The organism is Thalassospira xianhensis MCCC 1A02616 (assembly GCF_003326475.1).
Taxonomy (GTDB): domain Bacteria; phylum Pseudomonadota; class Alphaproteobacteria; order Rhodospirillales; family Thalassospiraceae; genus Thalassospira; species Thalassospira xianhensis.
The window spans coordinates 19,504-32,784 of sequence record NZ_JPWA01000008.1 but is presented as its reverse complement, the minus strand read 5'-3'; the positions used below and the strand labels follow the sequence as shown (position 1 = coordinate 32,784).

The 13,281-nt window shown below is 51.5% G+C and carries 11 protein-coding genes; 5 read left to right on the top strand and 6 right to left on the bottom strand.

Going from position 1 to position 13,281, the window contains the following annotated elements; translation table 11 throughout:
* Window positions 1-51 precede the first annotated feature (51 nt).
* Window positions 52-501 (top strand): peptidyl-tRNA hydrolase, encoded by a 450-nt coding sequence (locus TH5_RS08495; protein WP_341866606.1) that lies wholly within the window; start codon window positions 52-54, stop codon window positions 499-501.
* A 368-nt stretch (window positions 502-869) separates the two neighbouring features.
* On the opposite strand, the gene TH5_RS08485 is transcribed toward TH5_RS08495, so the two are convergent.
* The 5 genes from TH5_RS08485 to TH5_RS08465 all read right to left on the bottom strand — a co-directional run bounded on the left by TH5_RS08485 (window position 870) and on the right by TH5_RS08465 (window position 4,944).
* Window positions 870-1,541, bottom strand: a complete 672-nt coding sequence (locus TH5_RS08485) for a hypothetical protein (RefSeq protein ID WP_114121494.1) — start codon at window positions 1,539-1,541, stop codon at window positions 870-872.
* 8 nt (window positions 1,542-1,549) lie between these two features.
* Window positions 1,550-2,464 carry a nucleotidyl transferase AbiEii/AbiGii toxin family protein gene (locus TH5_RS08480; protein ID WP_114121493.1) on the bottom strand — a complete coding sequence of 305 codons (915 nt, stop codon included), beginning with the start codon at window positions 2,462-2,464 and terminating at the stop codon, window positions 1,550-1,552.
* 196 nt (window positions 2,465-2,660) lie between these two features.
* Complete coding sequence (locus tag TH5_RS08475) at window positions 2,661-2,936, bottom strand: hypothetical protein (protein ID WP_097052928.1); 276 nt, start codon at window positions 2,934-2,936, stop codon at window positions 2,661-2,663.
* Between the two features lie 32 nt (window positions 2,937-2,968).
* Window positions 2,969-3,628, bottom strand: coding sequence for a hypothetical protein (locus TH5_RS08470; RefSeq protein ID WP_114121492.1), 660 nt, complete (start codon window positions 3,626-3,628; stop codon window positions 2,969-2,971).
* Between the two features lie 71 nt (window positions 3,629-3,699).
* A complete protein-coding gene (locus tag TH5_RS08465) occupies window positions 3,700-4,944 on the bottom strand; it encodes a hypothetical protein (protein ID WP_114121491.1) in 1,245 nt (414 codons plus the stop codon).
* 328 nt (window positions 4,945-5,272) lie between these two features.
* Here TH5_RS08465 and TH5_RS08460 point away from each other — a divergent pair, with 328 nt between their 5' ends.
* Window positions 5,273-6,877 carry a single-stranded-DNA-specific exonuclease RecJ gene (locus TH5_RS08460; RefSeq protein WP_167443500.1) on the top strand — a complete coding sequence of 535 codons (1,605 nt, stop codon included), beginning with the start codon at window positions 5,273-5,275 and terminating at the stop codon, window positions 6,875-6,877.
* A gap of 9 nt (window positions 6,878-6,886) precedes the next feature.
* Here TH5_RS08460 and TH5_RS08455 read toward each other — a convergent pair whose 3' ends face one another.
* On the bottom strand, window positions 6,887-7,627 hold the full coding sequence (locus TH5_RS08455) for a hypothetical protein (protein ID WP_114121489.1): 741 nt from the start codon (window positions 7,625-7,627) through the stop codon (window positions 6,887-6,889).
* Between the two features lie 187 nt (window positions 7,628-7,814).
* Between TH5_RS08455 and TH5_RS08450 the strand changes: the two genes are divergently transcribed.
* The 3 genes from TH5_RS08450 (at window position 7,815) to TH5_RS08440 (ending at window position 13,233) form a co-directional block, all read left to right on the top strand.
* On the top strand, window positions 7,815-8,090 hold the full coding sequence (locus tag TH5_RS08450; RefSeq protein ID WP_114121488.1) for a hypothetical protein: 276 nt from the start codon (window positions 7,815-7,817) through the stop codon (window positions 8,088-8,090).
* 55 nt (window positions 8,091-8,145) lie between these two features.
* Window positions 8,146-8,784, top strand: a complete 639-nt coding sequence (locus tag TH5_RS08445) for an RT0821/Lpp0805 family surface protein (protein WP_244204860.1) — start codon at window positions 8,146-8,148, stop codon at window positions 8,782-8,784.
* A 150-nt stretch (window positions 8,785-8,934) separates the two neighbouring features.
* Window positions 8,935-13,233 (top strand): bifunctional DNA primase/polymerase, encoded by a 4,299-nt coding sequence (locus TH5_RS08440; RefSeq protein ID WP_147250066.1) that lies wholly within the window; start codon window positions 8,935-8,937, stop codon window positions 13,231-13,233.
* Window positions 13,234-13,281 lie beyond the last annotated feature (48 nt).

Genomic DNA, 13,281 nt, shown 5'->3' with positions numbered 1-13,281 from the left:
TAGTCCTTATATTCCTATTGTCGTTGAACTTTCAAGGAAAACTATCGATGCATTAAAGAGACACGGTTTAAGCCCGCACAGCATGATGCTGCAACACCTACGACGCTATCAAGTGAAGCGTCCTTCACCGATTACTTTACGTTCATCATCGAACGTGCCGACCTAAAAATGAGCCGCGGGAAACTTGCCGCGCAGTGTGCTCATGCATGTCGCCTTTCCTTCCTGTCTTTCCTGAACAAATCCCCTGGAACGATTCCGTCAGAAGCAGACTCAAGTGCTTTTGGCTCTATTGTCGTACTCAAAGCAAAGTCTGAGCTACAACTGAAGAAGCTGTTCGAGCTGGCTCAGGAGCGCGACCTTCCAACTCATCTCTTTACGGACCACGGCCATGTCATCTCCGGAACGGTGTTCGACGGACAACCGGTTTTGACGGCATTGGCGATTGGGCCAGTACAACGCGCGCGGATCGATGATGCGACGCGTGCTTTTTCATGTGCATAAACTGGAGTGTAGAAACATGACCACAGAAAACAACTCAATGACCGCGTCCCGTCGCTCTTTCTCTTACACAGATGCTGGAAGAGCCGACTGGATTGCCTCTGCTCTCACTTACAGAAGCCGCGAAGACTATCTGGCCTGGCGGACCGCTTGGCGCCAGGAATATGCTGAACTCTCCAGGACCATTCGCGAAGCGAAAAGGGACCGGGATGACAAGAACCTGAGTTCTGACCAGAGATCTGGCGCCCAGGCACACTGTCACACTTTGCGGCAGCGCGCGCATGACATGATGGAGCTCCGTTCTGCTTCCAAAACCCTCGCGGGAGAACTTCGCCAGGCTGCGATGACAAAGACTCCGGCCGCATAGTTTCTCAGAACGACATTTGGTGAGTCCAGTTGGGTCGAGCGTATTCATCCGTGAAACGCTCGACCTCTTCTGCGGTTGCCCTCAAAGTCACAAGAGCACCAATGACGCTGTCGTATTCCTGATCTCCCGGGATATCAATGTCATCAGCGTCTGGTAGCCACATTGCCACCTTTCTGTTCCTGTATTGCATCAAGACAGCATCAGCCAATGCGAACTCAGGCTGCACGCATGTGAACCCATCAAGCCCTTCGTCGGCCTTGGCGGCAATCGTCGCATACCAACGGAGATAACGTCGCTCGATGACATATCCGTTCAACTGTGGAACCGTTGTTTGACCTCGGGTGCCAGGGATGGCGAGCTCAAGGTTATGAGGTCTTTGAGTCGTCCACCCATGATGGTGAAGCGCACTTCCTCCAATCACAAGCCCAGGCAGGCGAAAGTACTTATGGATCGCCTCCTTTCTCAGGAGGAGGGGGCCTTGGGGATTTGTTACCAAATTGAAATGAACGCCGACTTTTCGTTCACCGAGCCCTTCGATTAACCCAGCATTTCTCCACCGCCAACAGTATTGATTAGCATCTTTGGTTGTCACGTTGAGAAGGCATTCAACATCGCGAACATCAAAAACATCCGGAAGTGAGCGAAGTCGATCAACGGCCGATTTGTACTGATTCATCAGCGAACTCACATCTTCAAGCCAGCAGCAATCGAATTCTCGAGATGTTCTTCAAGCAACCTGCATCCCTTTTCGACTTCTGACCGGGCAGAATACAGCATGCTTTCGAAGAGCCCTGCTTCATCGTATGAATGATAGACATCGGCATCAAGCCAATGCCGCATGTTTTCACGGAAAGCACTCACATCTTCAAAGTGACCTGCCTCCAAGTATTGCTGGAGTCCTTTCACTATGTCGTTGGGTGTCTTCCCGTAAATACTGGATGCTCGCAACAAGTTGCCCGTCAACTTGGCGTCATCTGGATATGTACCGCTGACAGATAACCTATTCGCTATGAATGCCAGATCGAAAGCATCCCTGTACTTGAAGGCTGGCCTGGTAGCGATTGCCTTCACTTTATCGGACCAAAGGGCGGCGATTTCGGCTACCGGAACTGGCGTTGTAATTCGTAGCGCCTCTCCCCCAGAGAGTGTTGCCATCATCCGGGCGCTATATTCTGACAGAAGGTCCTGGTCGACCCTGAAGAACTCCATCTTTACAAGAACCTTGCCTCGACGGTTCGGATGCGTCCACCGCACATCCCATACGTCAACCGATGACTGGCCAGGCTGGCTTTGCCTGACCTTGAAATCGATCTGACAGTCAGGATAGTGCGCTTTCATAATCAGCCTGGTTTTGTCCGCAACGGGCTTCGCCGCAGAAAGAAGGCTGCTGTGGGCTGTGGGAGAAATCATAAAGTCGAGGTCTTCTGACAAGCGGTGGCTGTCATATGCCAACTTGAGCGAAGTGCCGCCATGGAACACGGCGTCTTTGTTTTTCCATCGGGTGACCCGGAACGTTTCTTCAAGCAGAACTGTGTGCAGATGAGTAGCTATACGGAAACTCTCTGCGGTCGATAAGTTTGCCCGAACGTTCAGATCCATCGTTTTCACTCGCCAGTTTAAGTCTACAAATTTGTAGATTAAAAAATGCTATCACAATCAGCATGGTTCGAACTACAAATTTGATAATTCAAATCATCTTTTAGTCCGAGCGCATGCAAATATGGTGCGGTTGCTCCCACTTCTAAAAAGCAGTGCAACCGCACCATAGCAAATGCGTTGGCAAGGAACGAAGGTCTCAGAAACTCATTGCCATCGAAGATGGTTCAGGGTCGACGGCGTCGAAAGAAAATTGCCCTCGCTCGCTGTAATCCTGCGAAGCAGACAGAATAATGGTTCGCTCCTGGCTGTCCGGCTGCCCAATCATAAGGCTTGCTGCAAATATGACTTGCTCACTCAATGTAAGCTGTTCTGAACGGCGTGAGCCGCCCTGCATCCGCGAGCTCAGACGTTCGCCATTGCATACAGCCTTTTCCAGAGCGACTACGAGAGAATCTTTCGTATAAGGCACCATGCTGACTTCCTCCAAAGAAGTTCATACCGCGCTTAAAAAAGCGAAGCTTGGGATGTTTTTGCCAAATCTTTTGCACTTAAGCTTTCCGGGAACATTGATGAAAGCTTCTCAATCAATTCTGCTTGGCGTTGCGGCCATGTGTCTTCGTCAGGATACTGCTGCAACTCACCAGTTTCGACAATCTCTTGAGCGATAGAAGAAAGAAGTAGACCTAAAGCGTTTCGCCCACGACTTCTTTCTACGCATACTCCCCATCTGAGATCGGACCAGTTATTCCACTCAATGATTGGGCCTGCCTGAGCTTCATCAAGCAACTTCTGCACCCAAACTTCATTTCCCGGCACCGGAGCCCAGCGCTGGCGTTGAAAAGAATCCATGGCGGCAAGACAGGTAAACTTCCACCTTCCACTCTGGACACCAAGCCCCATTTTCTTTGCTTCTGCGGCTGTCTCAGCTTGAAAAACGGCCTCTGCAAAGGTCAGAACCCTGCCGCCCTGGATAGCATGCGACATTTCCGGGTTCTTCGCCGCTACATAGGCAAATTCCAACGTGTTCGTTTCAAACCCACGGAAACGAACCGGCGCACCAATTGCCTTCAAATTGGAAAACCAATTATCGACCCATCGACCACTATATTCTACATATGGGTCGTCGCAATATTTGCGAATTGGTAAAGCTTCCATTTGCAACATGAGCAGCACTCTCCTTTTGAAGGAGAATAGTTCTTATAAGTACTTTTTGCAAGTTACTTGTCAACACATGGTTACGAGCAAAATGAAGGGGGAGAAACCGTTGGTTTTGGGAGCTTTAAAATAGAAGAAGCAAGTTGCAACGCGTGTGCATAAATTTGCGTACGTTTTATTTCGTTGAGGTCAACCTTGAGAAAGCGACATAGTTTGAGCGGGGACATTTCAAACAACTCCGCATCCCAGTAGTCAAAGCAATCCAGTAACCGATCAGGTTCAATCTGTCCTCGCGCATCATATGCGACGCCGTTGTGTAACACGAAGGCATGTATTAGAACCGGCCCATCAACGTTGTCATCATGTGCTGCGGCCTCGTCTATATATGCTGAAATAGGATGTCCGCTCAGCTCATTAATGGCGAGCGCGAGGTATTCGCAATGACCATGAAGGAAATCGACCTCAACTCCATTCACTTCTACAGGATTAAGCACTGTCTCCAGGGGAACGTTATCGGCCTCATCCGTGATTGAGATCGTCGTGTCGGGCATTTCAGACATATTGGTGATGGTCGATAACGCAGCAACCCCCTGAGCTGCGCCAAAGTCATGGATGCGCCAGAGCAAGCCATCAGCCTCGATAATCATCTCCAGATTTTCACCGACCATATGAGTTGGTACGAACCCATACTCGGCACATTGCCGGTTGCCGGGGAGACGACCGTTTCCGATAACCTTTAACTGCTCTGGATCAGCCATATATGTGGGAAAGCTGCTGGCTTTGACCTCATAATGACTGATGGCCCCGTCGTCAAAAGGCCTGCCGATACTGATGCCGATTGAACGCTCACTGTTATGGTTGAGGCGAGTAACAACGCCTACCGTACCTGGTGCAGGATAACTTTTGCCGACGTCCCGCCCGGTCAAACTTGCATTGAAGCAACCGACATCGGTAAACTGCACGATGGTCCCCAAGGGCAAGAACATGGATAACGGGTCTTCATTTAACCTTTGGATTTTGGACAGAACGGATTTTTCCCGGTCGGCAAAAGCAATAAGGGCTCTTCCATACTCCTCCTGGGTCTCATCCAATGTTCGCCGCATCTCATAACGGTAGCCTTCATCAATTTGCTCCCGCTCACAAGCTGAGACCATGTGTTGTCGAGTGGATACCATTTCTGCGCGCTCATCTCTAACTTTGGAAAGAACGCCAGTTAAATAATTCTTGAGGTCACTTGCTGCGCGCGAAACAGGTTCGGGAATGTCAGAGTTAATTAATTCTGCAATCCTTGCCAAAGCGTCTTTCAGCGTAACCTGTGTCGGCATCAATACTTAATCCAGTTGGTCGCGATTTGTGAATATCCGTATATCACACTTTCAAGCGCGGGCACTCACTTTTGGCTCTGGATGAGAAAGAGTTCAAAGGAAAAGTAGAATGTTGACAAATATCGGTTATCGTTTAGCATCGGTATGTCCTTCATGCTAAGCGAAAGTTCTCCGAATGTCGGTTTTTTGCGCCTCTGTTTCCGCGCGCGGTCGAAAGTGGCAGGTTCGATCTCCTGCAAACGTGCCCGTCAATGCATATAGCCTTCCGAGCGGTGCGTTGGTTCATCCGTCGGTTGTGGATATTGTGGCCCGCCGGGGATTTACAGATATGTCAGCCTATTTTGAACCATCACTACGTAATCTGATGCCAAACCCCAGTTCCATGACAGGAATGGACCAGGCGACCAAACTGTTTTGCGAAGCGGTATCTTCTGGGCGAAGGATTGCTATCCTTGGAGACTATGATGTTGACGGGGCTACTTCGACGGCCACGTTGCTTCGATACCTGCGGCTCATTGGCACGACGGATGCGATCTTCCATATTCCACAGCGACTAACTGAAGGTTATGGCCCCAACATTCCGGCAGTTGAAAGCCTGTATGAGCAGGGCGCACGCTTACTGATGATTGTCGACAGTGGAACCACCGCTTTCGGGCCCATCGAGCGCGCAGTCGAACTCGGTATGGATGTTATTGTTTTGGACCATCACGAGCCACCATCTGATGGGATTCTGCCTCCTGCCGTCATTGTTAACCCCAAGCGATCTGAAGATGATGGCACTCTGAGCTATCTCTGCACTGCCGGTTTGGCAATGATGTTTCTTGTTTCAGTAAACCGGTACTTGCGTGCAGAAAACTTCTTCGATGAGCGTGGGGTAAGCGAACCGGTGCTTCAAAACCTTATGGGGTTAACAGCACTAGGGACGGTTGCAGACCTTGTTCCACTCGTTGGGCTCAACAGAGCATTTGTCACTTTGGGCCTTACCCGAATGAGCTCAATCCCCGGAATTCAGGCTTTATCCGACGCTCGACAGGAGACAGAGTTCTCCGCAAAAACATGTGGGTTTGTCTTTGGCCCTTGCATAAATGCTGGAGGACGTATCTCCGACACACGCCAAGGGTCACAACTGCTTTCAACCGACGACATTGATGAAGCCAAGTCCATTGCAGAACGACTGGTCGCTCTGAATAACGAGAGGAAAGACATGCAAACTGCGATGACGGATGCATGTATTGACTCACTGAGTAAGACAGAACTTTCCGATGTCATCGTCGTCCACAATGAAGAATGGCATCCTGGCGTCGTCGGTTTGGTGGCTTCAAGAATTCTTGACCAGTTTGACCGAAGTGCCGTGGTTATTGGCGCCGGGGGCAAAGGGTCGGGCAGGGCGGTCGGCGGTTTCAATATTGGCCAGGCTTTTATGTCGGCCGTAGAGAAGGGGTTGCTGCTAAAAGGTGGAGGGCACGCAGCTGCTGGTGGTCTCACTCTCCAGCCAGGCATGTTGGACGCATTTGTGCGTCACATGAATGAGGCCGCAGAGGGATGCGAGCGACCGCCCGCGACCGTCGACGTTGCGTGGAGCATCCGAGACCTGTCCTTGGATGTGGTCGAGGGGTTTGAATATATGGCCCCATTCGGCATGGGCAACGAAAAGCCCCGAATTGCCATTGTCGACGGTATCATTCAGAACGTCAGGATACTCAAGGAAGCGCACATCTCTGGTTTCCTTGTTCTACCCGATGGCAGCGCGCGCGTAAAATTCATCCTGTTTTATGCGGTAGGAACGCCCCTTGGGGAAGCGATTTGCAATGCAGAGGGGAACTTTGCTGACATGATGGGACACGTTAGCCCGAACACCTATAACGGCGTCACCAGCGTGCAATTGGTACCTACTGATGTCATGATTGGCGGGAAAGCCACAGCTTCATCCTGAAGCCGTTCCCTAATATTCCCAAGTCGACGGGTCATCCGGATCAACCGGGTGGCCCTGTTCTTTATCGCATGCCGAAAATGGAATAGGCACGTATCGGGACTGCAAGTGTGCCCGAACCAATTTTCCATAATGCGGGCCAATGCTTGCCATTAGGTGTTGGCAGCTTTTGTGGATGCCATCGCCCTGAAATACGGGGTCACCGTTACTGCATGCGGTTCCACAAACCAAACAGTGTCCGGGTTTCGCGTGCCAGCCTCTGCGGATAAACGCCTCTCGAGAAAACTTGTCGTCTGGGAGCTTTAGAATATCGCCACACCTGACTGCGGTCTCGAAAATGCTACTGGCGGCCAAGACTGCCGTTCGCGACACACTATTCTTGGTGCGTGGAAAGCAGGAAATGAAGTCAAGGTACTCTGAGGCAAGAGTACTATTGCGCCATGCCTCATCAACAATGGAAGTTTGTGCTGTCAGCACCGCTTCATCCGGCGATAGACCGCTCAAAAACAGCCTGCCAGCTCTCCGGCGAACTTCCCGAGCATCGCCGGGAAACACTTCACCCCAAACACTGGTATCCACTCTCGCCGGTCGAAAGCTGTCGATATCAATTGCGCTAAATCCGGGCGGCGAGAAATCAGGGTCGTCGTCCTCCGCCGGTACCGGCGTTGCAGCCGCCTGAAGGGGGGGCGCGCCAAAGCCAGCGCCACTCACTTTTGGCGCGGAAAGATTGAAAAGTGGCGTTCTGAATAGCATAGACACCGTCGGAAAACCTAACATCCGAATTTGTCACACATATGGACAAGCGACAATATGAACTGCTCAAAATGTCCTTGTCAACATATAAGATAAATTGCTTGTTTCTTGCATGAATTAAGCAAAATATGATGTGCTGTCACAAGTAAATTATGATGTGCTGTCACAAGTAAATAAGGTGTCTAGAATGGATGCAACAATCGAATTTGCGGTCGACCCTCAATGTGGGGTCTTGGCGGCTTATAGCGATCGCAGTCTGGATGCGGCGACAAAATTGGTGCTTGACCATAAAACCGGGAAAATCAATGCATCTGTGGGGATTGGTAAAGTTCGAGCCATCGACTGCGGAACGGTTTCCTTTGGGATGACCAATGCTCTCACGCCTTATCAAAGCGTGATTTGGGCGCGAATAGAGGGCGATCAATCTATCGCGTTAGCCGAACTTCCATTGATGCATAACTGAAAATCGAGAATCGAAGCCCTTCCCAGGGTTGTCGAAAAGAGAGAGGAACTCGAATATGACAACACTTTTTGAAAGAGCCGCAATCCTTCTTGGCAGACATAACCACTGTGAGTCGACTGGAATGCGTAAGCAAAGCACGCCACTCCTGGACAAAATGCGAGGCGTTCTTCGCATCGCAGGGATCGGAGGGATGGTTTCACTGGCTGCTTGCTCGAACATGGATCTCAGCAGGCAGAAGGAGTATATCGGCACAGGATTAGGCGCAATTGGTGGCGCAATAATTGGTGCGCAATTCGGAAAAGGGAACGGTCAGCTCGTCGGGGTTGCTCTCGGCACGCTTGGCGGTGCTTTCTTGGGGAACTCGATTGGGGCGAGCCTTGATAATGCGGACCGGGCAGTTATGGCCCGCGCCGAGACGAAGGCACACTCCGCGCCACTGCATCACACTGTCACCTGGAAGAACCCCGACACAGGAGCACAGGGTTCGATTACACCGGTAAGGGAAGGGGTCGACCGGGAAAACAATCAGTGCCGGGAATATCATCAGACCGTATCGATTGGCGGAAAGACAGAAGAAGCCTACGGAACTGCTTGCTTGCAAAGGGATGGTTCCTGGAAGATTGTCAGCTATCATGACGACACGCAGTTTGATAACCTTGCGGCCCTCGAAGCACCTTCCCAACGCATGGGATGACACCGATATATCGATTAAAGGAATCAGGCGCCAGTAGGTGCCTTTTTCTTTTTAATTCTATGGAAAAAATCTATTTATTCTTTCCTTGAAGCAAAACTTGAGTGTGATAATATCCCCGGCAATCAAGAAAAGAGAAACTTGGAGTCCCTCGTGGCAGACAGCATCACCCCTGACGACAGCCCAAGCGCACAGCAACAAGATGCTTCCGAGATGGAGTTCCTATACGCACCATCCGAAAGCATATTTGGAGCAACTGCGCCGCTAATGGTTGCCAACGGATGGTCGGTCTTCCCACAGTACGGTGTTGGCCGTCGCCCCGGTAAAGTTAACGGAGAAACCATCAAGTGGGCAGAAAAGCACGACCTGGCGAACAAGCTGCCAGATAGCGCTTCTTTGGCGCTTTGGTGTTCGCATTGCGCCACCCTCAACGTAGCGTGCGTTTTCGGGCCCGCCAGCGGCAACACCTTTGCTATCGACATTGACGTTACAGATGAAGCAATGTCGCGGGAAATAACAGCGATTGCCGACGAAATTCTTGGGTATACCCCGCTGCGCCGTGAAGGACGTTCGCCTAAGATTGCTCTGATTTACCGCCAGAAAGATGCCTCAGAAAGAATCCCGAGCATCTCCCGTCACTTTGCAGACATTTCCGATGACGGTAACGCGAACAAGAGTGACCAGGGCCTGGAAATTCTAAGCGCAGGCAAACTGATCACATTTCATGGTCGTCACCACGTCACTGGCTCTTATTTCAAATGGCTTGACCAATCCCCATTGGTTCTGGGGCCACAAGACCTTCCCGCCGTCAGTGAGGCCACCGTCCAGACCTTCCTGGAAGCCATCGATGCCAAGTGGCGCTTCCACCGCGGGGCATCGTTTAATGCAGAAGGGGCGACTTGGCAGTGGGATGAAACCACAAAAATGCACGTCCCCAATCTGGCATTGGCAGCAGGCGGCTCGGCATGGGTGGAGAATAGCGAGGGCTTGGTTTCTGATGGACGTGAGGCCTATCTGTCCCATCTGGTCTATCGCATGATTACCGGCAATTTACCTGCCCTTCAGAAGGCCAAGGATACAGGTGACGCAGAGCTGGATGACTTCAAGCAATCGGCCGCGATTGCCGTTGTCGAGCAATTTGAGAGAACTGCCGAACTCAGTGGGCGCTGGAGACTGTCGAACTTGCGGCACGAAGCGCGAGACAAGGTGATTCGACTGGTCGAAAAGGTACTGAGTGGCAGGATTGCTCTTCGCGCAGAAGATACTAGCAATAACCGTGCGAGTGACAATCGCTCATTCCAGATGCCGAAGCCACGACAAGTCAATTCAGCTCGAAATGAAACGGCGCCTGTGGGCAAAAAATCTTTACCGACCGAAATTGTCCCGGCCGAAGTAGAAAGCCACTCGACAAACGCGGATGAAGCGCCTGCGCAAGATCCAGAGTTCGACTTCCTGAAGCCGAACAAGCCAGGTGTACGTAAACTTCTCAAGGGTGGCATTGAAACACCTGAAACCTTCGACGATTTAAACCTCCCCCAGGACCGTACCGAAATTACGGTTGGCATTCGCAAGAGGCTTGAGGAATCTTTCACGTCCTTCTTTTGTGATGTCTATGGACATGAAACAAAGAACGATTTTATCGCATATGGGGATAAGAGGAAGCCTCGCATCCATATTCTGATTGCGCCCACGGGTGCGGGGAAGACCAGTCTTGGCATCCGCTTTATTGCAGCCGACCCAAGAACTTACGAGACGTTCAAGTGGATCGATAGAAACACCGGTGATGAGCGGGAGGGCCGTGCGCCCGTCGTTTTCCTGCTGCCCACTTACCACAACATCGATGAGTTGCGTCACCGAGCCCAGGTACTGGGATTGGACCCCAACCTCTCAGATGATGAGCTGCGGAAGAAGGCAGTCGACCTTCAGTTAATCGCAGAGGACGAACTCGACGGCAAAATCGCGGAACTGCGCCGGGACGCAATAAATTGCGGCCTGAAAACAATGACCTATTCCGGCAAAATCAAAGCGGGTTGCGCGATGGAGGAAAAGGTTGAAATGGCAATGTCCGCAGGAATCGGAACAGCCGGTTTTTGCAAGTCATCGGTGAAAGAAGAAGACGGCACAATTGCTGACATGTATTGCGACCATTATGGAAGTTGCCCAGCTATTCGACAGCGGCAGGAAATCAATAATGTGCATGTTGTTTTCTTGCCGCACAGTTTCCTTTCGCTGACCATTCCGGAAGAGCTTGAACATGTGCGTGCGGTTGTTGCTGACGAACGCATTCATCATCTGTTCCTGCACACCGCGACGTTTAGCGCCATGAGTCTGTCCATCCCCCGGAAACTTCCTAGACTCACGAAGAAAGAGAAAGCGTCCGGGGTGATGCCAGAAGATCTTATGGCGGAGCGTGACCAAGCTGCTGGAATTGCTCTGGACGCCATTCGAGCCGGGGACTGCCCCGCAGAAGCTCTTCTGAACTTTCGCGGGATGACCGGGAACAGTTTCCCGGGGCCGTCGCTTGTAAAAAGCGCAATCCGTGTTTGTAGTTCCGCCATCCAAAAAGATGCAAACCTGTCTCCGGCCATGACATTGGACGAAGTCAAAGAACTGTGTGCACAACCAACGGGTAAAGATGTGCGCGAGGAATGGCGGTTTTGGAAGATTATCGAAGAACGGCTTGAGGCTTTACAGTTTGACAACCTCAAGAGAACCGGCATCCAAAAACTTGAACGTGAGCTTGAGACTTTCACTGGCGAATTCGACATGGATGAGCGCCTCAGAAAGGAAAGTCGGCTGGCGCACCTGAAAACCCTTCCGAACAAGGCCTGTGGGGCTATTGATGTTCGAATTCAGCTTCTGACCGATCAGTCTGTCAATGGCGGAACGACCGAAGTTATCCGAATATCGTGGCGTTCGAAGCCTAACTGGCTTGGGGTCCCAATGCTTCTGCTTGATGCCTCTGCGGCACCACCCATTATTGCCAAAATCTGGTGCTTGCCAGAAGAGGATATCGTAGTCCATCGGGTTGTTGATGACATTGGGAAGTCACTGAACGTAAAGGTGGTCGGGATTGTCAATCAGACGTTCTCCAACTCTTCTTTGATTGCGTCTCCTTCATCTTCGGAATTTGAACGGTTCTCTGCCGCGAAGAATCTATCAAATGTCCGTCAGGCACTGACCACCGTATCGTCTCTTTATGGTGACGGGCGCGTTGTGGCTGGCACCAGTATTGTTTTGCGGGAAGTGATTAACAATGGTTGGGTGGCACCAGATAACGTTGACTGGTGCCATTTTGGGGCAATGCGCGGGCTAGATATGTTCAAATTCCACAGTGCAGCGTTTTCTGTCGGCCGGATGGAAGTGCCAGTGCGTTCGATTGATGGTTTGGTGGCGGCACTCACTTATGACGACGTCGCACCGGAAGCGCCTTTTGACCGGCTCGGCACGGGAATGGACCCCGCCAACCCAGAACAACCTCTGCGGCTTCCGATGGGTGACCAGCGGCTGCGTCTCCGTTCAGGCTACATTGCTTCCATTCCCGTGCCGATGGTGCCCGGCCGTTGGGGGCGCATGATTCAAAAGCAATATCGGGAAGAAGAGCTCAATCAGTTCGTGGGACGACTGCGTCCGGTTTATCGCGAAGGGCGGACACCAGTCTGGTTTGCCCTGTCTTCGGTCATTCCTGAGGATCTCATTGTCGATGAGCTTGTCCACATTGATGACCTGCTGTTTGGCCCCACGGCGGTATGGGATGCCGCAAGACGTGTTGGCGGCATACTTGAACCAAAATTGATCGCGACTGCATGCCCGGACCTCTTCCCATCTGAAGAGGCGGTTAAAGTGGCCATGTCAAAACTTGGGTTTGATTGTGATACTGGTGAGACCAATGGGCGATTTACCCGTGGGTATGCCAAAATCAGGTTCAGGTTTGCAAAGTCACCTTCAAGTGAGGCATTTGCTTTCGTGATGGGACACAAAGCAAACGGCTTGGAGCATTTTATCGAGATTTACCGGCAAATGACCGATGAAGAAGTGTTTGGCACGGTTATGGAGCAAACAGACCAAACCCTTGCACGGCCGCGCGAAGCTGACAAGGTCGAGCTCCGTATTGGTGCGAAGGAAGTCCGGATTGCAAAAGCGGACGAGCGCTTCTCCGAAATGGGAGAAATACTGCTGAGCTCTCCTGGTGACATTGAAGAAAAGTTCTCCGTAAAGCGGTTCCCCGTGAAGGTTTCCAGTTCCACCCGTCACGTATCGTTGCCAGAGATGGATGCGATGCTCGCAATCCGGGACTATTGGAAAAGCAAATCTGGTGCTGCCGACGACCGGGTGTCTCCGGTTTTGGCGGATGCGCCTGTGGATATCACGGAAGGTGGCGACTACAGCACCTATGAACACATGTCTGCGATGACCAACGACGAGTTGCCAACCGCCGCCGATGTCGCATGACAGTGGGTCTCCTCACTTGTCGCTTGCATGGTGCCCGACAACTATTAA

Excerpts from the sequence above, each read along its gene's own strand:
- TH5_RS08485 (WP_114121494.1), bottom strand. The coding sequence starts at position 1,541 with ATGAATCAGTACAAATCGGCCGTTGATCGACTTCGCTCACTTCCGGAT.
- TH5_RS08465 (WP_114121491.1), bottom strand. The coding sequence starts at position 4,944 with ATGCCGACACAGGTTACGCTGAAAGACGCTTTGGCAAGGATTGCAGAA.
- TH5_RS08460 (WP_167443500.1), top strand. The coding sequence starts at position 5,273 with ATGTCAGCCTATTTTGAACCATCACTACGTAATCTGATGCCAAACCCC.
- TH5_RS08445 (WP_244204860.1), top strand. The coding sequence starts at position 8,146 with ATGACAACACTTTTTGAAAGAGCCGCAATCCTTCTTGGCAGACATAAC.
- TH5_RS08480 (WP_114121493.1), bottom strand. The coding sequence starts at position 2,464 with ATGGATCTGAACGTTCGGGCAAACTTATCGACCGCAGAGAGTTTCCGT.
- TH5_RS08470 (WP_114121492.1), bottom strand. The coding sequence starts at position 3,628 with ATGTTGCAAATGGAAGCTTTACCAATTCGCAAATATTGCGACGACCCA.
- TH5_RS08475 (WP_097052928.1), bottom strand. The coding sequence starts at position 2,936 with ATGGTGCCTTATACGAAAGATTCTCTCGTAGTCGCTCTGGAAAAGGCT.
- TH5_RS08455 (WP_114121489.1), bottom strand. The coding sequence starts at position 7,627 with ATGCTATTCAGAACGCCACTTTTCAATCTTTCCGCGCCAAAAGTGAGT.
- TH5_RS08450 (WP_114121488.1), top strand. The coding sequence starts at position 7,815 with ATGGATGCAACAATCGAATTTGCGGTCGACCCTCAATGTGGGGTCTTG.